Source organism: Streptomyces sp. NPDC002853, assembly GCF_053591915.1.
Genome location: NZ_JBSFUS010000005.1, coordinates 441,545 through 463,803, shown reverse-complemented (window position 1 = coordinate 463,803; position 22,259 = coordinate 441,545). Strand labels below are relative to the sequence as shown.

17 protein-coding genes are annotated in these 22,259 nt (G+C 72.8%); 8 read left to right on the top strand and 9 right to left on the bottom strand.

The genetic code is table 11. From position 1 onward, the window contains the following. The first annotated feature begins 15 nt into the window (after positions 1 to 15). Genes ACWD02_RS16710 through ACWD02_RS16700 form a run of 3 tightly spaced genes read left to right on the top strand, consistent with a single transcriptional unit; the run spans position 16 to position 3,300 of the window. Positions 16 to 1,008 (top strand): MBL fold metallo-hydrolase, encoded by a 993-nt coding sequence (locus ACWD02_RS16710; RefSeq protein ID WP_451210488.1) that lies wholly within the window; start codon positions 16 to 18, stop codon positions 1,006 to 1,008. Then, positions 1,005 to 2,558, top strand: a complete 1,554-nt coding sequence (locus ACWD02_RS16705) for a carboxylesterase/lipase family protein (RefSeq protein ID WP_451210485.1) — start codon at positions 1,005 to 1,007, stop codon at positions 2,556 to 2,558. The genes ACWD02_RS16710 and ACWD02_RS16705 overlap by 4 nt, the downstream gene beginning before the upstream one ends. 52 nt (positions 2,559 to 2,610) lie before the next feature. Next, the gene (locus tag ACWD02_RS16700; protein WP_451210482.1) at positions 2,611 to 3,300 is read left to right on the top strand and encodes a YoaK family protein; all 690 of its coding nucleotides are present in this window, start codon (positions 2,611 to 2,613) and stop codon (positions 3,298 to 3,300) included. Positions 3,301 to 3,304: 4 nt separating this feature from the next. Here the strand turns inward: ACWD02_RS16700 and ACWD02_RS16695 are convergent, their stop codons facing one another. Further along, positions 3,305 to 3,769 carry an SRPBCC domain-containing protein gene (locus ACWD02_RS16695; protein ID WP_451210479.1) on the bottom strand — a complete coding sequence of 155 codons (465 nt, stop codon included), beginning with the start codon at positions 3,767 to 3,769 and terminating at the stop codon, positions 3,305 to 3,307. A 10-nt stretch (positions 3,770 to 3,779) separates the two neighbouring features. Then, positions 3,780 to 5,105: an MFS transporter gene (locus ACWD02_RS16690; protein WP_451210477.1), complete on the bottom strand. Its 1,326-nt coding sequence runs from the start codon at positions 5,103 to 5,105 to the stop codon at positions 3,780 to 3,782. Positions 5,106 to 5,309: 204 nt separating this feature from the next. On the opposite strand from ACWD02_RS16690, the gene ACWD02_RS16685 reads away from it, so the two are divergent. After that, a complete protein-coding gene (locus ACWD02_RS16685; protein ID WP_451210474.1) occupies positions 5,310 to 6,131 on the top strand; it encodes a DUF1963 domain-containing protein in 822 nt (273 codons plus the stop codon). Between the two features lie 38 nt (positions 6,132 to 6,169). Here ACWD02_RS16685 and ACWD02_RS16680 read toward each other — a convergent pair whose 3' ends face one another. Continuing rightward, positions 6,170 to 6,730 (bottom strand): NAD(P)H-dependent oxidoreductase, encoded by a 561-nt coding sequence (locus ACWD02_RS16680; RefSeq protein WP_451210471.1) that lies wholly within the window; start codon positions 6,728 to 6,730, stop codon positions 6,170 to 6,172. Between the two features lie 131 nt (positions 6,731 to 6,861). On the opposite strand from ACWD02_RS16680, the gene ACWD02_RS16675 reads away from it, so the two are divergent. Next, positions 6,862 to 7,527, top strand: coding sequence for a TetR/AcrR family transcriptional regulator (locus tag ACWD02_RS16675; RefSeq protein ID WP_451210468.1), 666 nt, complete (start codon positions 6,862 to 6,864; stop codon positions 7,525 to 7,527). Positions 7,528 to 7,584: 57 nt separating this feature from the next. Here the strand turns inward: ACWD02_RS16675 and ACWD02_RS16670 are convergent, their stop codons facing one another. Then, a complete protein-coding gene (locus ACWD02_RS16670; RefSeq protein ID WP_451210465.1) occupies positions 7,585 to 8,136 on the bottom strand; it encodes a DinB family protein in 552 nt (183 codons plus the stop codon). 58 nt (positions 8,137 to 8,194) lie between these two features. Further along, a complete protein-coding gene (locus ACWD02_RS16665; RefSeq protein WP_451210806.1) occupies positions 8,195 to 9,961 on the bottom strand; it encodes an ABC transporter ATP-binding protein in 1,767 nt (588 codons plus the stop codon). 211 nt (positions 9,962 to 10,172) lie between these two features. Between ACWD02_RS16665 and ACWD02_RS16660 the strand changes: the two genes are divergently transcribed. After that, entirely contained in the window at positions 10,173 to 12,194 is a 2,022-nt protein-coding gene (locus ACWD02_RS16660) for an ATP-binding protein (protein ID WP_451210462.1), read from the top strand. 136 nt (positions 12,195 to 12,330) lie between these two features. After that, complete coding sequence (locus ACWD02_RS16655; RefSeq protein ID WP_451210460.1) at positions 12,331 to 12,768, top strand: hypothetical protein; 438 nt, start codon at positions 12,331 to 12,333, stop codon at positions 12,766 to 12,768. A 53-nt stretch (positions 12,769 to 12,821) separates the two neighbouring features. Here the strand turns inward: ACWD02_RS16655 and ccrA are convergent, their stop codons facing one another. Beyond that, entirely contained in the window at positions 12,822 to 14,102 is a 1,281-nt protein-coding gene (gene ccrA / locus ACWD02_RS16650) for a crotonyl-CoA carboxylase/reductase (protein ID WP_451210457.1), read from the bottom strand. A 208-nt stretch (positions 14,103 to 14,310) separates the two neighbouring features. Here ccrA and ACWD02_RS16645 point away from each other — a divergent pair, with 208 nt between their 5' ends. After that, positions 14,311 to 15,294: an acyl-CoA desaturase gene (locus tag ACWD02_RS16645; RefSeq protein ID WP_451210454.1), complete on the top strand. Its 984-nt coding sequence runs from the start codon at positions 14,311 to 14,313 to the stop codon at positions 15,292 to 15,294. Here the strand turns inward: ACWD02_RS16645 and ACWD02_RS16640 are convergent. The 3 genes from ACWD02_RS16640 to ACWD02_RS16630 are packed head-to-tail and all read right to left on the bottom strand — an operon-like array spanning position 15,236 to position 22,186. After that, positions 15,236 to 16,258: an alpha/beta hydrolase gene (locus ACWD02_RS16640; protein WP_451210451.1), complete on the bottom strand. Its 1,023-nt coding sequence runs from the start codon at positions 16,256 to 16,258 to the stop codon at positions 15,236 to 15,238. The two genes, ACWD02_RS16645 and ACWD02_RS16640, sit on opposite strands and share 59 nt — an antisense overlap. Positions 16,259 to 16,313: 55 nt before the next feature. Then, positions 16,314 to 20,387 carry an acyltransferase domain-containing protein gene (locus ACWD02_RS16635; RefSeq protein ID WP_451210448.1) on the bottom strand — a complete coding sequence of 1,358 codons (4,074 nt, stop codon included), beginning with the start codon at positions 20,385 to 20,387 and terminating at the stop codon, positions 16,314 to 16,316. Beyond that, positions 20,384 to 22,186 (bottom strand): fatty acyl-AMP ligase, encoded by a 1,803-nt coding sequence (locus ACWD02_RS16630; RefSeq protein WP_451210446.1) that lies wholly within the window; start codon positions 22,184 to 22,186, stop codon positions 20,384 to 20,386. Before ACWD02_RS16630 ends, ACWD02_RS16635 begins: the two co-directional genes overlap by 4 nt. Positions 22,187 to 22,259 lie beyond the last annotated feature (73 nt).

Sequence of the window (22,259 nt, the reverse complement as noted above, 5' to 3'; positions counted from 1 at the left end):
CCCCCGGAGCACCCGATGACCCAGATCGACCAGATCGACCATGCGGACCACGTCGACCACATCGACCACATCGACCAAACGCATCAGATCGAACTCGGAGACGTCACTGTCACCCGCGTCAAGGAGTACTACGGCCCCGTCGACATGACGCCCGGCCAGTTCCTCCCCACCGCCCCGGCGGGTGCCTGGCACAACGAAGCCGCCTGGCACCCGCCGCACTTCCTCGACCCGCGGACGAACCTCGTCAACTCGGCGGTACAGAGCTGGCTGCTGCGCAGCGAAGGGAAGACCATCCTTGTCGACACGGGCGTCGGCAATCACAAGGAGCGCCCGTACGCCCCGGTGTGGAGCCACCTGCGCACCGACTTCCTGGCCGGTCTGGCACGGGCAGGCGTCGCGCCCGAGGACGTCGACATCGTCATCAACACGCATCTGCACGTCGACCACGTCGGCTGGAACACCCGCCTGGACGGCAGGGACTGGGTCCCCACCTTCCCGAACGCCACCTATCTGCTGCCCAAGGACGACTACGACTTCTGGAACCCCGAGAACGGCCACAAGCCGCTGCTCGGCCGCGGCAACCAGAACGTCTTCGAGGACAGCGTCACCCCCGTGCACCGCGCGGGACAAGTGCGCCTGTGGGAAGGAAGCCACCGCATCGACGCCGCTCTGCGACTGGACACGGCACCGGGCCACACCCCGGGATCGAGTGTTCTCACCCTCGTCAGCGGGACGGACCGCGCGGTCTTCGTCGGCGATCTGCTGCACAGCCCCGTCCAACTTCTCGACCCGGACCACAACAGCTGCTTCTGCGAGGACCCCGTCGGCGCCCGCGCCACGCGCCGTCGCATCCTGGGCTGGGCCGCGGACCACAACGCGCTCGTCGTTCCCGCGCACTTGGGTGGTCACGGCGCCGCCGAGGTCGCACGCTCGGGCAGCACGTTCACCGTCAAGCGGTGGGCGCCCTTCACGCCGTACGAGCGCACGGACGGGGTGACGGCAGCATGACCGCCGAGCGCCGCCCCAGGCCCCGTACAGGCACCAACACCAGCACCAGCACCAGCACGGTGCTCACGGCTCAAGGAGCGGTGGCCGGCGCCCGGCACGAGGGCTGCACGGTCTTCCGCGGCATCCCGTACGCCGCGCCCCCGGCCCGCACCGGCCGCTTCGCCGCACCTCAGCCGCACGCCCCGTGGGAGGGCGTGCGGGACGCGACGGCGGCGGGGCCGACCGCGCCCCAGGCCGAGCGGAACCTGGGCGCCATCGACATGTCGCCCTACTTCGGCCCCGGTTGGGTCCCCGGGGAAGACTACCTCACCCTCGACATATGGACCCCCGAGCGCCCCGTCCGCCACCGCCAGGCGGCCCTGCCGGTGATGGTCTTCGTGCACGGCGGAGGCTTCACGGCGGGTTCGACCCGCGCCGGCCTGTACGACGGCAACGCCTTCGCGCGCAGCGGTGTCGTCCTGGTGACCGTCAACTACCGCCTGGGGATCAGCGGCTTCCTCGACCTGCCGGGAGCACCGCGCAACCGCGGCCTCCTGGACGTCCTCGCCGCGCTGCGCTGGATCGGGGAGAACATCGCCGCGTTCGGCGGCGACCCCGACCAGGTGACGCTGTTCGGCCAGTCCGCCGGCGCCACCCTCACGGGGGCCGTCATCGCCGCCCCGGAGAGCAGGGGGCTCGTGCGGCGGGCCATCGTGCAGAGCGGCAGCGGCCTCGGCGCATTCTCGCCCGAACAGGCAGCCCGTGTGACGAAGGCGGCAGCCGCGGCCCTGGGCATCGCGCCCCGAGCCGAGGCCTTCGAAGCCGTCCCCGACGCGCGTCTGGTCGACGCCATGGCCGGTCTCGGCGGGATCGACCTGCGGACCCCGACCGCGTACGACCCGCTGATCGGGCTCAGTCCGTTCAGCGTGGTGGCGGACCGTCAGCCCGCGGCCGCCGTCGCCGCCGGAGCCGGGAGCGCCGACATCGATCTCCTCATCGGCACCAACGCGGATGAGGGCAACCTCTACCTCGTCCCCTCCGGCGCCTACGCCCACTCGACGACCGCCGACGTCCATGCCGCCGCCCGCCTCTCCCACCCGGAGCCGGACCTACTCGTCGACACCTACCGCGCCGCGCACCCCGGCGCCTCCCCCGGCCGGCTGCGCGCGGCCGTCATGGGCGACGCACTGTTCGGCAAGGGGAGCTGGGCGCTGGCCGACGCGCACGCCGAACGGTCGTCCGGTGCCACGTACGGCTACCGGTTCGACTGGCGCTCCCATGCCTTCGACGGACTGCTCGGGGCCACCCACACGATGGAGCTCCCCTTCGCCTTCGGACTCGACCCGGACCAACTGGCCCAACTACGCGGCCTCAACGCCCTGTTCGGCCCGGAAGGGCCTCCTGCCGACCTGGCTCCCCGCATGCACGCCGCCTGGATCCGCTTCGCCCGCGACGGCGATCCCGGCTGGGCTCCGTACGACACCCGTCGCCGGATCACGACGGTCATCGGCCGCCGCTGGACGGTTCAGGAAGATCCGCGCGGTGACATCCGCCGGGCCTGGAGGCGGTGAGCGGCAGCCGCACGCGGGTCGGGCGGGGGGCCTTGCCTGCCGAAGAGACGGTATGAACTCATTGCTCGCCCGGGCGGCCGTCCTCCTCTTCCCCGACACCGAGGGTCACCACGGCGTGCTGCCCCCGCTCCTCGTCGTGCTGACCTTCGTCACGGGCCTGGTCGACGCCGTCAGTTATCTGGGCCTCGACCGTGTCTTCGTGGCCAACATGACCGGCAACGTGGTCTTTCTGGGCTTCGCGCTCGCCGGTGACGTGCAGCTCTCGGCGACCGCGTCGCTCCTCGCGGTCGGCGCGTTCGTGGCGGGCGCGTGGACGGGCGGGCGGATCGCGCCACGGGTCGCGCGGCCGCTGCGCCTGTTCGCGCTCCTCGTCGGTGCGCACGCCGTGCTGGTGGCGGCGGCTCTGCTGCTCGATCTCGTGGCCGATGCCAGGCACGCCCTGATCGTGTTGCTCGCGCTCGGCATGGGGGTGCAGAACGCGGTGGTCGGCAAGCTCGCCGTGCCCGACCTGACCACCACCGTCCTCACGCGCACCCTGACCGGTCTGGCCTCCGACCGGCTCGGTCCGGCGTCCGTACGCAGGTCCGTGTCCGTCGCCGCGATGTTCGCCGGTGCCCTCGTGGGCGGGCTGCTGCAGATCCACCACGGCACGGTCGCCGCGCTGGCGCCCGCGCTCGTGCTGCTCGCCGCCGTGACCCTGGCGGCGGCCCTGCCCGGCGCGACCGCTCCGCGTGCGGGCTGATCCGCTACCGCGTCTTCTCGACGAGCCGGGCGAGGTTCGCCAGCGCCATGCGCGTCCCGGTCTCGTTGTCGGCGGCGGGAACGCTGTCGGGGATCCCCTCGTGCAGGACCAGGACGTCGGTTCCGCCACCGGCCGTGTCGGTGAGCGTGGTCGTCATCGTCATCGTGCCGCCCAGGCCGGGGTCCTCGGTCTCGAACGCGAGCACCTCGACCACCTGCTCGTCGGGTACGAGCTTCGCGAAGTGGCCGTGGTAGGTGTCGGTGTGCGAGGCGGACTTACCGGTGCCCGACTGCCCGTCGTAGGTGAGCGAGACGCGGAAGCGTCCGCCTTCACGGGCATCGAAGGCGTGCACATGACTGCTCATGCCGTCCGGGACGCGCCAGCGCGCGATCGCGTCCGCGTCAAGCAGCGCCCGGTAGACGGCCGCACGAGGGGCGTTCACGTGCCCGGACACCTGTGTCGAGTACATATGGGCCAATCTAGGGCGCCGGCCGCTCTCCCGGGAGGCCGTCCTCCTGCGGGAAACCGTCCTCCTCCGGAAGCCGGCGCCCCAGGCGTGCCAGCGGTGACAAGGCCATGAACAGCGGGGACAGCGCCAGGCAGACGGCGGTCAGGAGCAGACTCGTGCGCAGGCCCCACGCACCGGCCAGGAACCCGCCCAGCAGTGATCCGACGGGCGTCAGGCCCATGCCGACGAAGTTGATGGTCGCGACGACGCGTCCTTGCATCGGCAGGGGCGTGATGGCCTGTCGTACGGCCATGAGCGTGACGTTGACCAGCTGGCCGAAGACACCGAAGACGAAGTTGATCGCCATGAGCGCGCCGATGGTGACGGTCGTGGATCCGTGCAGGGCCGGCACGACGAGCATCACGCCGTCGGCGAGTACCGCCGAGGCCACCACGACCCTGCCGTATCCGAATCTCTCCGGAAGCCTCGCCGCGAGCAGCGAACCCACCACCGCGCCCGGCCCCGTGGCGGCGAGCGTCAGGCCGACCGCCATGCCCGACAGGTGCAGTTCGCGCGGCAGGAAGAGCAGGTAGACGGTCATGACGGCCGCGAACGAGAACTGGAAGAGGGCCGAGGCGATGCCCACGGACCGCAGCGACGGATGGCCGACGACGAAGCGGAGACCTTCTTGGATCTGCCGCCGGACGCGCGGAGGTCGCTCGGACGGAGCTCGCGGAGGCAGCACCTCCTGGCGGCGGATGCGGCGGATCGACACGAAGGACACCGCGAAGGAGAACGCGGCGGCCAGGGTGGCGACCGGCGCGGAGAACAGTGACACCAGGGCGCCGCCGAGCGCCGGTCCCCCGATCTGTGCGGCGGATCTGCTGCCTTCGAGCGCACTGTTGCCGCGCAGCAACTGGTCGCGCCGCAACAGCCGTACCAGCGACGCCTGATAGGCGACGTCGAAGAACACGCTGAGGAAGCCGACGAGGAAGGCGACCACGAGCAGCGCCGGGATCCCGAGCACTCCCAGCAGGTACGCGAGGGGGACCGCGGCAAGCGCGAGGGCCCGCCCGAGGTCCGCGACGACCATCACGTCGCGAGCGCGGCGCCGGTCCACCCACGCCCCGGCGAAGAGCGAGAAGAGCAGGATCGGCGCCTGCTCCACCGCGCGCAGGGCGCCGAGCTGACCGGCGCCGACGTCGAGCGCCAGCACGGCCACGAGCGGCAGCGTCACCTGACCGGCCTGCGCCCCGAGCTGCGAGGCGGTCTGCCCCGACCAGAGTCTGCGGAAGTCGGCGTCACGCCACGGGCTGGACCGATGGCGCGCGGAAACGTCACGAGGAGCGGACGGCACAGAGAGCCCCTTGAGGCAGAGAAGGTGACGCGGTGCCACAGCTCACGGGCAGCACGCGATGACGGGTCATCACGACCCACGACGTCAACGCGCGCTTCGGCAACCGACCATCTCAACTCTCCAAGGGGTGGGCGGTGTCGGCAGGCTACCCGTCGGCCACGCCGCCGTGGAAACGGTTTTCCCGGCCACAGGTAGCCTCGGCGCATGACCCGCCGCACGCCGCCGCGCCCCTTGGACGTGGAGCGGCTCTTCCCCGAGGTCGTGCGCTTCAAGAAGGAGGCGGTGCGGCTGCACCCGCGTGCGGGCGAACCGACGTGTCTCGAGAGTTCCGTCGGCGGTCCCTTGCTCTGGCCCGCGCGGGAACCATGGCCGGTGTGCGACGAGCACGGCGGGGCGCCGATGGTGGCCGTCGCGCAGATCTACCGGGCCGACGTGCCGGACGTCGTCGCCTTCCCCCAGGAATGCGACGTGCTCCAGGTGCTGTGGTGCCCGCGGCGGCACAGCGACGGCCCGTGGGTCATGCCCCGCATCCACTGGCGGGCGGCGGCCGAGGTGCGGCAGGTGCTCGACGCTCCGCCGGTGCCCGCGGAGCGGCACGCGCACTACGTGCCGCGCCCCTGCGCCGTACATCCGGAACGGGTGACGGAGTACCCGAGCTGGGACCTCGCGGCCACGGTGTGGGATGCCCTGGAGGGGCGGTTCGAGCAGGTGGAGAAGGAGACGGGCTGGGACTACCAGTACCACCTCTCCACCGCGCCGGGCACGAAGCTGGGCGGCTATCCCGGCTGGGGCCAGGACCCGCAGCCCGCGGCCTGCGCGCGGTGCGGGCGGCCGATGGAACATCTGCTGACGTTCGAGAGCGGCGAAGGCGATGCCGAATCCTCGCGGGCCTGGACACCTGTCGAGGACCGCGAGGTACACCACGAGCACGCGGGGATGATGTTCGGCGACATGGGCGGGGTCTACCTCTTCGAGTGCCTCACCTGCCCGGACCGTCCGAACACCTACCGCGTCGACTGCGCGTAGCCCGGCCGGGACCGGCCCGGCCGGGCGCCGCGTGCGCGTCAGGCGGCGGCGGGCGCGGCCTGCTGGGTGAGGCGGCCGACGACCTCGGTGAGGGCCGTGGCCACCTCGGTGTCGTCGGCCGGGTGGGTCTCGGCGAAGCGGGTCAGGGAGGCGGGGATGGACAGCTTGACGTCCTCCACGACCACGCCGCCCGCGATGCCCGCGGCCTTGCGCGCGTCGTCCTGCGCCCACACGCCGCCGTACTGGCCGAAGGCGGTGCCGACGACGGCCACCGGCTTGCCGGAGAGGGCACCGGCGCCGAACGGGCGGGACAGCCAGTCGATCGCGTTCTTGAGCACGGCGGGCATGGTGCCGTTGTACTCCGGCGAGAAGAGGAGGAAGGCGTCGGCGCTCCCCGCCACCTCGCGCAGGCGTGCCGCGGCGGCCGGGAGGCTGCCCTCGACGTCGACGTCCTCGTTGTAGAACGGCACGTCCGCAAGACCCTCGAACAGCTCGACGTCCACACCGGCGGGCGCGTGCTTGGCGGCGGCCTCGGCGAGCTGGCGGTTGTGCGAGCCGGCGCGGAGGCTGCCGACGAGGGCGACGATGCGTACAGACATGGCGGAACTCCTGAAAAGTGGGGCGGGACTCACAAGGGGGCTACGAATCAAGCGGACCGGGGTCCGTTTAAATTTGTACCACCGATCCGGACCGCGGTCCACTTAGCGGCTCGGGGCGCTACGCTGGACGCATGACCGGCTCCGCTCTCCCGCCCCTCCCCTCGCCCGACAGAGCGGGCGGGTCGACCGAGCTCGCCCTCACCCCGGTGGGCGAGCCGCCGTCGCTCAGGGCCGACGCGGCGCGCAACCGCACACGGCTCCTCGAGGCCGCCTCACAGCTGATGGCGGGGTGCGGCGCCGCGCAGCTGACCATGGACGCGGTGGCCACGGCGGCGGGGGTCGGCAAGGGGACCGTCTTCCGGCGCTTCGGCGACCGCACCGGGCTCCTGGTCGCCCTGCTCGACCACAGCGAGCAGCAGCTCCAGGCCGCCTTCCTCTCCGGGCCCGCCCCGCTGGGCCCCGACGCCCCGGCCCTGGAGCGCCTGCACGCGTTCGGGCCCGCCCTGATCCGCCACGAGCGCGACCACCACGAACTGATCCTGTCCTCGCGGACCGACCCGCTGCGCACCTACGCCGTCCCGGCGAACCGCCTGCGACTCACGCACGTCACGATGCTGCTGCGCCAGGCGGGCGTCGCGGGCGACGCCGAACTCCTCGCGCACACCCTGCTCGGATCGATCGACGGCGTCCTCGTGCACCACCTCACCGTCGAGCGCGGCATGCCGCTCGACCGCGTGGACGCCGGGTGGCACGACCTCGTCACCCGGCTGGTGACGTCACCGTCCTCGCCTGCCTGACCGGGATCTCGCCCGCATGCACGCAGCGATCGTCGCCGTTGCCGCCCGGGGTCTTGGCTACACGCCGATCGCGCCGTCGATCCGCTCGCGGAGCAGGTCGGCGTGGCCGTTGTGCCGGGCGTACTCCTCGATCATGTGGATGAGGACCCAGCGCAGCGACACCGTTCCGCGCCATCCGTCCTCGCCCGCGATGTCGAGATCGGGCGCTTCGGCGACCAGGCGGTCGGCGAACGCCACCTCGGCACGCCAGGCCTCCCACGCGGCGGCGATGACGGCCGGATCGGGGACCGCGCCGTCGAAGTCCTGGTCGGGGTTCGCGTCGGAGCCGAAGAGGAGCGGCGCTTCCCGGCCGGCGAGCACGCGCCGGAACCAGCGGCGCTCCACATCGGCGAGGTGCCGGACGAGACCGAGCAGCGAGAGTGTGGAGGGCTCCACGGACCGCAGGGCCAACTCGCTCTCCAGGCCCGCGCACTTCAGCTCCAGTGTCGTGCGCTGGGCCGCGAGGAACTCGACGAGCATGCGTCGCTCGTCGCCGGTGGTGGGTCCGGCCAGTCGGCCGTCCTGCTCCTCGTCCACGAACAGTTCCGCACGTCTGCGTCCGCTGGTCATGCCCGCCATCCAATCCTGAATGTCATGTCCGGGCCAGCCCTTTTCGGTGGCCGTGCGCTCACGCCGACGTGGCGAGGAACTGTGTCGCCGCCAGCTCCCCGTACAGCGGGTCGGCTGCCACCAACTCCTCGTGGGTGCCGGACGCGCGGACCCGCCCCGCGTCCATCACCACGATCCGGTCGGCCAGCGTCACCGTCGACAGGCGGTGCGCCACGACGAGGACCGTCACCTCACGGGAGACCTCGGCGACCACGTCACGCAGGGCCAGTTCGTTCACCGCGTCGAGCTGCGAGGTCGCCTCGTCGAGGAGGAGAAGGCGCGGCCTGCGCAGGAGCGCCCTCGCGATGGCCACACGCTGGCGTTCGCCGCCGGACAGCTGGGAGCCACGGTGCCCGACCAGCGTCTCCAGACCGTCCGGCAGGCGGTCGACGAGTGCGTCGAGCCGCGCGCGCACCAGGACGTCCCTTATCTCGTCGTCGCTCGCGCCGGGCGCCCCGAAGAGGAGGTTCTCGCGCAGGGTGCCCGCGAGAACGGGCGCGTCCTGCTCCACATAGCCGATGACGGAGCGCAGTTCGGCCAGTGACCACTCCCGCACATCGCGGCCGTCGACCAGCACACGGCCGCCCGTGGCGTCGTAGAACCGCTCGAGCAGCCCGAAGACGGTGGTCTTGCCCGCGCCCGAAGGGCCGACGAAGGCGGTCATGCCGGGGCCCGGGATGTCGAAGCTCACGCCGTGATGGACGTACGGCAGGGACTCCCGGTAGCGGAAGGTCACGTCGTCGAAGGTGACGGCGGCGGGACCGTGCCGCCCCGCGTCCGCGGCGGGCGCGGTGGCGTCCTCCGTCTCCAGGCGCTCGGCCCGTACGATCCGCGCGATGGCCGCGGAGCCGACCTGGTACTGCGAGACGCCCTCGACGAGCCGGGAGACCGGGTCGATCAGATAGAAGAGGAAGAGCAGGAAGGCCACGAGCGTCGAGACCGAGATGGCGCCGGACGCGACGCGGGCGCCACCGATGCCGAGGACGGCGAGGAAGGAGACCTGCACCGCGAAGCCGACCGAACTCCACGCCACCGCCTGCCACTTGGCGGAACGCACCCCGTGCCGCCAGGCCTCCTGCGCGGCGGCGTGCACGGCGGCCGTCTCGCGCTCCTCGGCGCCCGACGCCTTGAGCGTGCGGAACGCGCCGAACGCCCGCTCCAGCGCGGTCGAGATCGTGCCGACCGCTTCCTGCGCCCGCTCGGTCGCCCGCGCGATCTTCGGCATCACCAGGGCCACCACGCCGCCGATGAGCACGATCACACCGAGGGTGACGCCGAGCAGGACGATGTCCATGAGGCCCATCATCACGATCGTCGCGATGAAGGTGAGCCCGCCCGCGACGGCGGACACCACGGACTGGGTGGTGACCGCGCGCAGCAGCGTCGTGTCCGAGGTGATCCGGGACATCAGGTCGCCGGGCTGGGTGCGCTCCACCTCCGGCAGGCGCAGTCGAAGGAGCCGTCCGATCAGGGTGCGCCGGGCCGCGAGGACCACGGATTCGGCGGTGCGCTCAAGGACGTAGGCGCCGATGGACTCGATGGCGGTGCCCAGCACCACGAGCGCGGTGAGCAGGACGATGATCCCGGTGATCGAGTCGTCGCTGCCGAGCCGGTCCACCAGGGCTTTCGCGGCGAGCGGCTGGGCGAGGCCGGTCGCGGCGCCGATCAGCGTGCACAGGGCGCCGAGCGCGACGATCCAGCGGTGCGGGCGGAAGTAGCGGTACAGCGCCCGCCAGGTCTCCCCCGCGGAAAGCCGCTCCTGCCCCGGTCCCGCCGGCGTCGGCATCTGGTGGGCCGGCAGCGCCGGCTCGTTCTTGGTCACGTGGGAAGGACGCCGGTAACGGCCGATCTGCCTGAGCGGCCGCCCGGACCTTCGCCCCGTAACCCAGATCGGGACACGGAGTTAGAGGATCTGTCGAATTCATTGCAGAGACGATTCTGCAGGGCGAGTGTGGCGTGCGGCGGGCGGCAGGCTCGCGACACGGGAGGGCCCGGGCATGAAGGGGATGACAGGGCGAGTGCGTGTGCGCGGGGGTGGCCTGCTGGGCCGGGCCGACGAGCTGGCGGGAGTTCGCCGCCTGCTGGCCCGCAGCAGGCTGGTGACGGTGACGGGCGGGCCGGGTGTCGGCAAGAGCGCCCTCGCCGCGCACGCCGCGGCGGCGGTGGGCAGCCAACTGACGGACAGCGTGGTCGTCGTGCGCTGGTGGGACGGCGGCCCCGCGCGGGGGCAGTCGGTGGCACGGGCGCTGGTCGAGGCCATGGACGGGGAGCCGGGCGGGGTGCCGGTCACGGTCACAGACACACCCGTCACGCCCGCTGCCCGAGGCGGGCAGAGCACGGGGGTCCGGGACGGAGCCGGTGAAACGGAGCTCATCGCGCGGCTTCAGGATCACCGGGTGCTCGTCGTCCTGGACGACTTCGATCCCGTACGTGATGAGTGCGTACGGCTCGTGCAGTCGTTGCTGGAGCGAGCGCCGGGGGTGCGCGTCCTGGCCACGGGGCGGCAGCCGCTGGGCCTGGGACAGGAGTTGGTGCTGCACCTCAGGCCGCTCCCTGTCGGCGCACCCGGCACGGAGGAGGAACCGGGCCCCGCGGTGGAGCTGTTCATCGAGCGTGCGCACGGAGCCCGGCACCGGACGGACACGCCACCGGCCCCGGGCGCCGACCCGGACCCCCCGCCCGCACCCGACGCAGCGGAACTGCGCGCCGTGGGTGACATCTGCGCGCGGCTCGAAGGCGTACCGCTCGCGGTGGAGCTCGCCGCGGCGCAGACCGTCCTGCATCCCCCGGCGCGGCTCGCGCACATGCTGCGGCTCACCCAGGGCTGGCTCGGCAGGCCGGAGGCGCCCATACGGCGCCACCGGTCCTTGCGGGCCGCCGTGGGCGCGAGTTACGCGCTGTGCGGCCGGGACGAGCGCAGCGTCTGGGCGCGGCTCAGCGTCTTCCCGGGCGAGTTCGACGAGGACGCCGCCGTTCATGTCTGCGCGGGCGGCGGACTCGACCCGGCGCGGGTGGCGTCCTGCCTGGCCCGCCTCGCCCTGGCCTCGGTGCTGGAACCGGTGCGTGACCCCGGCGGCGTGCTCCAGCCCCGCTACCGGCTGCCCGCGGCGGCCCGCGGCTTCGGCGCCGAACGCCTGGAATCCGCGGGCGAGTACGCCGCGGCGGCAGCCCGCCACCTCGACTGGTACCGCACCGTCGCCTCCACCGCCCACCAGCTGTGGTCCACCGGACGGCACGAGCAGGCGACCCTGCTGCTGCGCGACGAGGAGCCGAACCTCCGGGCCGCCCTCGAGTGGGGTCCGGACAGCGCCGACCGGGGTGCGACCGCCCTCGGCATGGTCGTGGACCTGTGGTTCTGGTGGGCGGTCTGCGGACACGCCGCCGAGGGGCGCGAGCATCTGCGGCGGCTGCTGCCGCTCGGGCCCGCGGACACCGTTGGCCGCGGCCAGGCCCTGTGGCTGGCCGGCTGGCTCGCGGCCTGCACGGGCGCGCCGGAGGCCGAGGAACTTCTCGGCCAGGCGTGGCGGGCCGCCATGCTCTGCGGGGACGACGCGACCATCGGCAGGGTCGCCCACGTACAAGGCGTCATCGCGTTGCGCGACGGCGAGACGGAACGCGCCATCGAACACTTGCGGGAGGCCGCGCACACCGTCCCCGTCCACGCCGACCACGGCCCGCCCGCCGCGGTCAGCTGGGCCGGGCTCGCCGTGGCACAGGCGCGCGTCCGCCCGGCCGACGCCCTGCACAGCGTCCGCCGCGCCTCGGCCGGCACACAGACGCGGCACGACATATGGGCGCGCTCCATGACGCAGTACGCCCACGCCCTCGTCGAGCATCTGCGCGGTCGGCACAGCAGGGCCTGGCGCCGGGCGCACAAGGCTCTCGCCGGAGTCGTCTCCGTCGCCGGGCCGCTCGGCGCCGCCTCGGTCCATCAGCTGATCACCGCGATCGAACACGGCCCATCGATCGGCGCGGTCGAGTGGACACCGCCGTGCGGGTGGGATCCACCGGGCGCGTGACGCACTTGGGTCAAATTACACAAAAGACGCCTCTTCATCTGATTCGTTCATCTTCCCGCGGTCTACACATGGTTCGACCAGGAAGCGAGCCCCCGCGCAGCCGGGTCCGAGCGGAATTCAACGGACAGATGGAGACATGAAGTTGACCGTGAACCGGTTGAAGCTGAAGTACACGTCGATGAAGTACACGACGGTGGCGGGAATCGCGGCTCTGGCCGTTCTGGCGGGCCCCGCGGCCGGTGCCGGCGCCGTGAGCCCGCACACCTCTCCCGCACCCGGAGCCGCCGCGACCGCGGCCCCGCGTCCCACACTGACGGCGAAGTCGACCACGGCCAAGGTGCGCGCGTGGCAGAACTTCTACATCTACGGAGTCGGCCGCTACATGAAGGCCGGTACGCGCGTCACGCTGCAGCAGAGGCAGGGCAAGCGCTGGGTGTCGCTGCCCGCTTCGGTGTACACCGCGCGCAACGGGACCTACAAGATGCGGGTCAAGCTCGGCCTCAAGGGCCGCAACGCCCTGCGCATCGTGGGCGGCCGCGCCATCTCGCCCGTCGTCTTCGTGACGGTGCGCTGAGCGCACCACGCGCGGGACGGGCCCTTCCGCCGGACGGGAGGGCCCGCCCCGGCTCACGTCAGGACGGCGTTCCGCCTCCCGAGACCGGTCCTCGGCGCGAGCGCGAGCACGCCGACCTTTCCCGTGTGGCGGTTCGTCTGGACGAGGCGGGTGGCCTCGGCGGTGTCCTCGAGGTCGTACGTCACCGACAGGGCCGGCCGGATGTGACCGAGGTCGAGGAGGCGGGCCACCGCGGCCTGTTCCTGGAGATTGGCGCCGTGGCTGCCGATGACGCGCTTGAGGCGCATCCAGAGGTAGCGGTTGTCGAACTCGTGCAGATAGCCGGTGCTCGATCCGCAGGTGACGACGGCGCCGCCCCGGCGGACCACGAAGACGGAGACCCCGAAGGTCGCACGCCCCACGTGCTCGAACACGATGTGCGGGTCCTCCCCCACCGCGGCGCGGATCCGCTTGCCGAGCCTCTTGCCGACCGCCGCCGGATCGGCCGGAGCGGTGCCGGTCAGCCCGATCTCCGCGCGGTTGATCACCGCGTGACAGCCGTAGGCACGGGCGCGTTCCGCCTTCTCCTCGCTGCCGACCACGCCCACCGCGATGCCACCGCCGTTGCGGACGAGCTGCGCCGCGTACGCGCCGAGGCCACCCGCCGCGCCCCAGATCAGCACGACGTCGCCCTGGGTCATCCGCGCGCCGCGGTCACTGACCAGCATGCGGTAGGCGGTGCCCGCGCACAGCGGACTCGCCGCCGCCTCCTCCCAGGTCAACCGGTCCGACTTGCGCAGGAGTTGGCTGGCGCGGGCCACGCAGTAGTGGGCGAGGCCGCCGAAGTTGGTCTCGAAGCCCCAGGCCAGCTGCGCGTCGCCCAGCATGCCGTCGGCGTGGGTCGCCGGTTCCTCGTCGTCCACGTAGGCGGGGCTGACCACGACCTCGTCGCCGATGGTCCAGCGGCGCACCCCGGCCCCCGTGCGGACGATGACACCGGCCGCGTCCGAACCCACCACGTGATAGGGCTGGTCGTGCCGCTCCGCCCATCCTCCTTTCGCGCCGAAATGCCGCAGAAAGGAGAACGTGGATAACGGCTCGAACATCGCCGACCACACGGTGTTGTAATTTATCCCGCTCGCCATGACGGCCACCAGGACTTCGTCCGGGGCGAGTTCCGGCATCGGCACCGGGCCGACATGAAGTGTCTTTCGGACATCCTTGTCCGCGACCCCCGTGAAACTCTCCACGTCCTCCCTCCGCAGATGCGCGGCGGTGAATTCGGCGGGCACGGGAAGCCGGCGCAGTTCGTCCGCCCCGGCTCCCGCTACGACCGCCTCTGCGAGCACATCCATGAGGTTCCTCCTTCGGCACAGTTGTCCAACGGCAGTTGTCCTGTGGGTCCATACAGTGCGCGGAACACCCGCACTCCACAAGCGGATCGGCCGCAATTCACCGGGATCGCTAAGCCACCCCTCGCCTTGTCATCACTTTCCGAGTAGAGGTCTTAGTAATTCCGTCGCTAATGTCCGGCTCACCCGCACTGAAAGGTGAGAAAAGCTCATGGAAGAAGAGAGCGTGAAGGCCGCTCGGGGCGAACGGATGGGCACAGCGGACCGGGTCGTCGTGGGGGTGTTCGTCGGAATTCCCTTTGTCGCGGTGATCGCGTCCGTCGTCGTGCTGTGGGGGTGGGGGGTCACCTGGCACGACCTGGTGATCGGGGCGGTGATGTACGCCGTCGCCGTTCACGGCATCACCATCGGCTACCACCGCCTGTTCACGCACAGGGCGTTCAAGGCCGCCCGGCCCCTCAAGATCGCGCTCGCGGTGGCCGGGACGCTGGCCGTCGAGGGCGATGCGATCACCTGGTGCGCCGATCACCGCCGCCACCACCGGTTCGCGGACCGGCCGGGGGACCCGCACTCCCCCTGGCGGTTCGGGACCTCCGTACGCGCCCTGCTCAAGGGCATGGTCTGGGCGCACGTCGGCTGGACCTTCAACAACGACAAGACGGACCAGCGCAGTTACGTCCCCGACCTCCTCGCCGACCGCGACCTGGTCCTGGTGGCGCGCTGGCAGCCGCTGATCGTGCTGTTCTCGTTCGGCGCGCCCGCGGTGGTGGGCGGCCTGTGGGGTGCGGGCGCCTGGGACTCCGGCGCCGCCTGGTCCGCCTTCTTCTGGGCGGGTCTCGTCCGCATCGGTCTGCTCCATCACGTCACCTGGTCGATCAACTCGATCTGCCACATCAGCGGGGACCGTCCCTTCCGGGTCCGGGACCGCTCGGGGAACGTCTGGTGGCTCGCGCCGCTCTCCGGCGGCGAGTCCTGGCACAACCTCCATCACGCCGACCCGACATCCGCCCGCCACGGAGTGCTGCGCGGGCAGCTCGACTCCAGCGCCCGGCTGATCCGCCTCTTCGAGCTGGCCTCGTGGGCGAGCGCGGTGCGGTGGCCCGACGAGCGGCGGCTCGCCCGCATCTCCGCCGACGTCAGGACGCCCGCGCGGGAAGCCCAAGGCCCGCCGCCAGCGTCGGCCAGGAAGCCTTGAACTCCCGCTGCCAGGACGGCCAGGCGTGGGAGCCGCCGCGGTAGAAGTTGACCGTCGCCGGGACACCGGCGCGGTCCAACTGCCGCGCGAACGCGTGCGCCTGGTTCCATAGCGTGCCCTCCAGGATCGCGCCCTCGAGGTTGCCGAAGTCGCTGCTGGGGACGCCGCTGCCCTGCGAGACGTAGAGCCGGGTCCCGGCCAGGTGCTTGGCGAGGGCGGCGGGGTTGTGCCGGTTCCAGTTCTCGCGGTGCAGGAAGGGGCTGCCCCACAGGGCGGAGGGCAGCTGCAGCTCCCGGGCGACGATGGCGCTCATCACCGTCGGCATGCCGAGGGCCGTGGTGTCCAGGACGCCGCTGTACGAGGCTGCCGCGCCGAAGGTACCGGGGTGCCGGGCGGCGAACGCCATGGCGCCGTAGCCACCGGTGGAGACTCCGGCGACGGCGCGGGTGCCGTTGGCCCGGTAGGCGTCGCGCAGAACTCCCGTCAACTCCTCGACCTGGAAGGTCTCGTAGTCGGGGGCCGTGGGGCTGCCGTGGTTCCACCAGTCGGTGGGGATGCCGGTGGGGCCCGACGCCGGGATGACGGTGATGACGTCCTTGTCGGCCATGAACTCCTCGACGTCTGTCTCACGGGTCCAGGAGGTGTAGTCGTCGTGGGCGCCCTGCAGGAGGTAGAGCACGGGCCAGGTGCGGTCGGGCTGTTCCTTGAAGCGGGCCGGCAGGATGACGCGTACGGGGAGCTGCTTGCCCACGGCGGGTGAGTCCACGGTGAGGTCGACGGTGCGGGAGTCGATCCACTGCTCGCCGACGACGCGCGGGATCTCGGCGGCTCGGACTGCCGCCGGTGCCGCGGTGGGCGCCCCCAGGGCGGTGGAGGTGCCAAGGGCTCCGCCGGTGGCGAGGAGCGCGGCGACCGCGGCCAGGGCGGCACGCTTCTTGCGTGGTCTGCGGTGCTTCTGCGGCATGGGGTGGTCCTCTCCTCGGGCGAGCGGGTAGGTGGGCGGGTGCACGTGCGAACGGTCAGGCGTCGCGCAGGTCGCGGGTCAGGAACTCCGCGAGGGTGTCCACGACCGGCGGGTCGAGCAGGGCGAGGTGGTGTCCCGGCAGCGGGGTCACCGTGAGGTCGGCGCAATGGGCGTCCCACCCGAGACCTTGGTCGTCCCGCTCGTACCGTGCGTCGCGCACGGTGTGCGGGGCCGGTTCGGTCGCCCGGTAGAGCAGGGTCCGGCCCGCGTACGGTCCTGGCCTGTGGCGTTCGCCGCTGCGCAGGTCGAGGGCCGAGGTGCGCTGATGGTCGAGGACCGCTTGGGGGAGGCCGACGGCCTGTTCCAGGAGTTTCATCACGAGGGCGATCTGCTCGGCGTCGTCCCGGCGCGCCAACTCCTCGTAAGGCAGGGCGAGTTCGGCGTGATAGGTGCGGGCGATGTAGGTGGCGAAGCCGGCGTAGCGGCGGTGCGCTTCCGCCACCGGGGTCAGGCCCGGGGGCACGGGCAGAGGCAGCACGGAGTCGAGGAGCACCAGGGCGCGGACGGTGCCGTGCGGCGTGAGGAGCCTCGCCGCCTCCTGGGCCAGCAGCCCGCCGTAGGACCAACCTCCGAGCAGCCAGGGCCCGTTGGGGCACAGGGTGCGGATACGCTCCGCGAACTCCGCCGCACGGGGCTCGACATCCTCCGGGGTCGTCAGCCGGTCGAAGCCGTACACGGGGCGGGAGCCGGACAGGCGCTCGGCGAGACGGGCGTACACCTCGGAGGTGCCGCCCGCGGCGTGCGCCAGGAACAGGGGGGTGCCGTGCCCCGTGTCGGCCAGCACGCGGAAGGGGCCCTGCCCACGCCTCGCCCTGGGTTCTTCCCTCGCCTCCCGGAAGGCCCCTCCACGCCCCTGCGGCAGCAGCTCCGCGACCCCTCGCAGTGTCGCCTGCCGCAGCAGCACCCCCGGCTCCAGTTCCACCCCGAACTCCCGCTCCACCGCGGTCCGGATGCGCGCCGCGCTGAGCGAATCGAGTCCCAGGTCGGTGAGGGGGGTGTCGGCGTCGATGCGGTCGGGGGTGTAGCCCATGACGTCGGCCACACAGCCGCGCAGACGGTCGAGCGGACCCGTGAGGCGGGCGGGGGCCGGTGCGTGGCGTGGCATCTCCTGCGGGCCGGGCGCCTCCCCCGCCCAGAAGCGGCGGTGCCGCCAGCGCGGCGTGGGAACGTCGGCGATGCGTGCGCCGGGATGCAGTTCCTGCAGTGGCGCGGGCCCGCCGACACCTCGTACGAGCAGCGTGGCCAGCGACGTGCGGAAGGTGAGCGCGTCGTCGGTGCCGCGGCGCAGGGTCGGCAGGATCAGCGGGTTCTCGGCGTCCGCCTCGCGCAGCGTCTCGGTCAGCGGGTGCAACTGCGTCGGATGCGGCGCCACTTCGACGAACAGCCGGTGGCCGTCGTCGGCGGCGGCGCGGACCGCCTGCGTGAAGCGGACGGGACGCCGCAGGTTGGCGACCCAGTAGCCGGCGTCACAGGGTGCCGGGTCGCGCGGGTCGGCGAGGACGGTGGAGTAGCGGCGGCAGCCGGGCCGCGCGTGGCGCACGGTGCCGAGCTCCCGGGCGAACTCGCCGAGCAGCGCGTCGACATGGGGCGAGTGTCCGGCGCCGGTGACGCGCAGGGAGCGGGCGAACCCGCCTTCCCCGGTGACGTGGTCGATGAGCCCGCGCACATCGTCGGCGGAGCCGGTGACCACGCTCTGCGCGGGTGACGCGTGCACGGCGACCTGGAGCGTGCGGAAGTCGGCGGCCAGGGCTTCGATGTGCTCGCCGGGCCGGTCCACCACCGCCATCGCGCCGCCCGTGAGCCCGGCCAGGAGCCGCGAGCGGATCGCCACGACGCGCGCGCCGGTGGCCGCGTCGAGGGCGCCGCAGGCGACGGCCGCGGCGATCTCTCCCATGGAGTGGCCGATCACTGCGGCGGGTTCGAGGCCGTAGGACCTCCACAGCTCGGCGAGGGCGACCTGCATGCCGTAGAGGGCGGGCATGACGACGGCGGGCGAGGAGAGATCGGCGCCGGGGTCCATGCAGTCCCGCAGCGAGATGCCGGCCAGGTCACGCAGCAACGGCTCCAGGCGGTCGACGGCGGCTGCGAACTCCGGTTCGGTGGCGAGGAGTTCGCTGCCCATGCCGGGCCACTGCGACCCGTATCCGGAGAACACCCACACGGCGCCGGGGCCGGTCGACGACGCGCCGGGCGCGGGCGCCGCGAGGACCACCCGCCCGTCGGGCTCCCGCCCGGCCAGACGAGCCAGTGCCGTGGTCAGCTCCTGCCGGTCGCGGGCGACGACCGCCGCTTTGTGGCGGCCCCGTCCCACGCGGCCGGACAGGGTGCGGGCCAGGTCCGCGGGGCGGACGGAGCGGCTGTCCGGTCCCGCGAGCCACTGGGCCAGCTCCCCGGCGTACGCGCGGACGCGGTCCTCGGTGACGCCGTCGAGCAGGGCCACGGCCGCGCCGGCGGCCACCGTACGTGGGGCGCGCGGCACACGGTGTTCGGCGAGGACGACATGCGCGTTCGTGCCGCCGAAGCCGAACGCCGAGACGCCCGCGCGTGCGGTGCCCGAGTAGCGGGGCCACGGTTCGGGCCCGGTGACGACGCGCAGGCCGAGCGCGTCGAGGTCGGCGTGCGGGCCCGGGGCGGTGAAGTGCAGGTGGGGCGGTATCTCGTCGTGGTGCAGGGCGAGCACCGTCTTGATGAACCCGGCGATGCCCGCCGCCGCCTCCAGATGACCGATGTTCGTCTTCACCGAGCCGATGAGCAGCGGCTGGTCGGCGGCCCGCCCCCGCCCCGCGCCGAGCGCGGCCGAAAGCGCGGATGCCTCGATCGGGTCGCCCAGAGCCGTGCCGGTGCCGTGTGCCTCGACGTAGTCCACCGAGGCGGGCGAAGCGGCGTGGCACTGCTCAAGGAGCGTGCGCTGCGCATCGGCATTGGGGGCCGTGAGTCCGTTGGAGCGGCCGTCCGAGTTGACCGCGGTGGACTCGATGACCGCGAGGACGCGGTCCCCGTCGCGTTCGGCGTCCGCGAGGCGCTTGAGGACGACGACTCCGCAGCCCTCGCCGCGCACCATGCCGTCGGCCGCCGCGTCGAACGCCTTGCACCGCCCGTCCGCGGCCAGCGCCCCCGCGCGCTGGAAGCCGAGCGTCACCGAAGGGGAGAGCAGCAGGTTCACTCCGGCGGCGAGCGCCATGTCGCTCTCCCCCGCGCCAAGGCTGCGTACCGCGTGGTGCACGGCGACGAGCGAGGAGGAGCACGCCGTGTCGACGGCCATGCTCGGGCCGCGCAGGTCGAGGAGGTAGGAGAGGCGGTTGGCGGCCACGCTCAGGGCCGCGCCCGGCGGGGTCCAGGCGCCGACCGACTCCGGGTCCACGGTGGTGAGATGGGCGTACTCGTTGCCGCTGATGCCCACGAAGACCCCGGTACGGGTGCCCGCGAGGGACGGCACGGGCAGTGCCGCGTGGTCGACGGCCTCGCGGGTGACCTCCAGGAGCATGCGCTGCTGGGGGTCCATGGCGGTGGCCTCGTCCGCGCCGATGCCGAAGAACTCGGCGTCGAAGCCCGCCACGCCCTCGATGCTGCCGTCCCCGAGGAAGCCGCCGTGCCGGCTGAGGTCGTCCGGCAAGCTCTTGCCCGCCCGGACGAAGGACGCCCACCGGTCGTCGCCGACCGTACCCACGGCGTCGCGGCCCTCGCTCAGAAGCCGCCAGAAGGCGGCGGGCGAGGTGACCGCGCCGGGCAGCCGGCAGCCGACGCCGATGACCGCCACAGGCGTGTCACCCCGCGCGGGCGAGGCACCCGCGCCCGCCTGCTCCGACGGCGCACCTCCGTGCTCCGGTTCGCCGCGCGCCACCCGCTCGGTGAGCGCCCCGATCGTCGACGCCTCCCAGAGCAGCGTCGCGGGCAGCCGGGTGCCGGCCAGGTCGCTGAGCCGTGCCGTCAGGACGACCGCGTCGCGCGAGGTGAGGCCCAGCTCCGCCAGCGGGCGGTCGTCCGCGATCTCCTCGGCCGCGAGGCCGTACCAGGTGCTCAGGCTCTCGACGATCGCGGCCCGGATCTCCGCCTGGCCCTCCTCCTTCATCGCGTGTCCTCCCCGCCGCTCCTGCCGCCCTCGCCGAAGGCGCCGAAGTCGCCGAGCAGATGGCGCTTGCGGGCGGCGGCTCTGGCGACCTTGCCGCTGCTCGTCCTCGGCAGTGAGCCCGGCGGGATGAGGAGGAGTTCGGCGAGGCGCAGTCCGTGCCGGGCCGAGACGGCGGCCGTGGCGGTGCGCAGCGCGGCGAGCACCTCTTGTTCCGTGGGTTCGGCGCCGCGCCGGTGCTCGGCGACGACGACCAGGACATCGGTCTCGGTGCCCGTCCAGGGGGCGCAGAACGCCGCGAGCCGGTCCCTGCGCACGAGGTCGACGGACGACTGCACGGTCTCCTCGATGTCCTGCGGGTAGTGGTTGCGGCCGTCCACGATGATCAGGTCCTTGAGCCGGCCGGTGACGTAGAGCCGCCCGTCGTGGAGCGCGCCGAGATCGCCCGTGCGCAGCCATCCCGCCTCGCTGTCCTTGCCCTCCTCGCCGGTGGCGCCGGGTGGGCGGAAGCCGAAGACCTCCTCCGAGAGACCGTTGCGCTTCCAGTAGCTGAGGCCGATGTTGGGGCCGCGCAGCATGATCTCGCCGACCTCGCCCGGCCGCAGTGCGGCCCCGGTCGCCGGGTCGGCGATGCGCAGCTCCTGCCCTGCCGGGGTGCCACAGGCGACCAGGTGCGTCGTGTCCGGGTCCGTCGGCTCACGCATGTCCAGGCGTCCTTCGGACAGGGCGAGCGGATCGCATGCCACGACGGTGGGCGGCGCGTCGAACGTGTCGGTGGTCACGAACACGGTGGCCTCGGCGAGGCCGTACGCCGGGCAGTGCGCCGCCGGCGCGAGTCCCGCGTCGGCGAACGCGTCACGGAAGCGGTCGATGGTGCCCGGGCGCACGGGTTCGCTGCCGTTGATGAGGACCTTGACCCGGTCGAGGCGCAGCTCGGCGGCCTCGTCCCGGTCGACCCTGCTCGCGCAGTAGTCGTACGCGAAGTTGGGCGCCGCGCTGATCGTCCCGGGATACGCGGCGAGCAGCCGCAGCCAGCGCACCGGGTGCTCCAAGAAGGCGACCGGGTCCATGAGGACCGAGGGGAAACCACCGACGACGGGTGCGGCCACGCTCAGGACGAGGCCCATGTCGTGGAAGAGCGGCAGCCAGCCGACCGTCGTGTTGCCCGCCGCGTGGGCCGCGAAGGCGTCGATGGCCTGGCGGGCGTTGGCCACCACGTTGGCGTGGCTGATCACGACGCCCGCCGGGCTGCGTGTGGAGCCCGAGGTGTACTGGAGGTAGGCGATGTCGTCCGGTTCGATCCGCTCGGGCAGGGCGGCCCCAGCCGTCTCTCCCGGCCGGTCCACCAGGAGCACGGGGACCGGCGGCAGACCTTGCCCGGCCATGAACCGCTCGACCCCGGGAGCCGTCGCAGCGTCGGCCAGCACGCAGGCGGGCTCGCAGTCGGCGAGGACGGCCGCCAACCTGCCTGCGTGTCCCGGCAGTTCGGGGCCGAACAGCGGAACCGCGATCACCCCGGCGTAGAGGCAGCCGAGGAACGCCGCCGCGTAGTCGAGTCCCTGCGGAAGCAGCAGGGCCGCCCGCTCGCCGGGGCCCGCGATCGCCGCGACCCGCCCGGCGATCGCGCGGGCCCGCACGTCGAGCCCCTGCCAGCCGAGGGTGTGGTGCAGGCCGGGGGACGACGGTTCGGGGAACTCCACGTAGGTGAAGGCACGTTGGTGCGGCCGAGCGGCGGCCCAGTGCGCCAAGTGGTCGATCAGCAGCGGGCCTTCGGGCGGCTGGAGGGTCTGCGTGGTGGGCATGGCGGCTCCAACTGGACGGCGCGGGGCCGGGGGGGGCGGACCTCGCGGGGACCGGGACGAGCGTCGTGAGGGA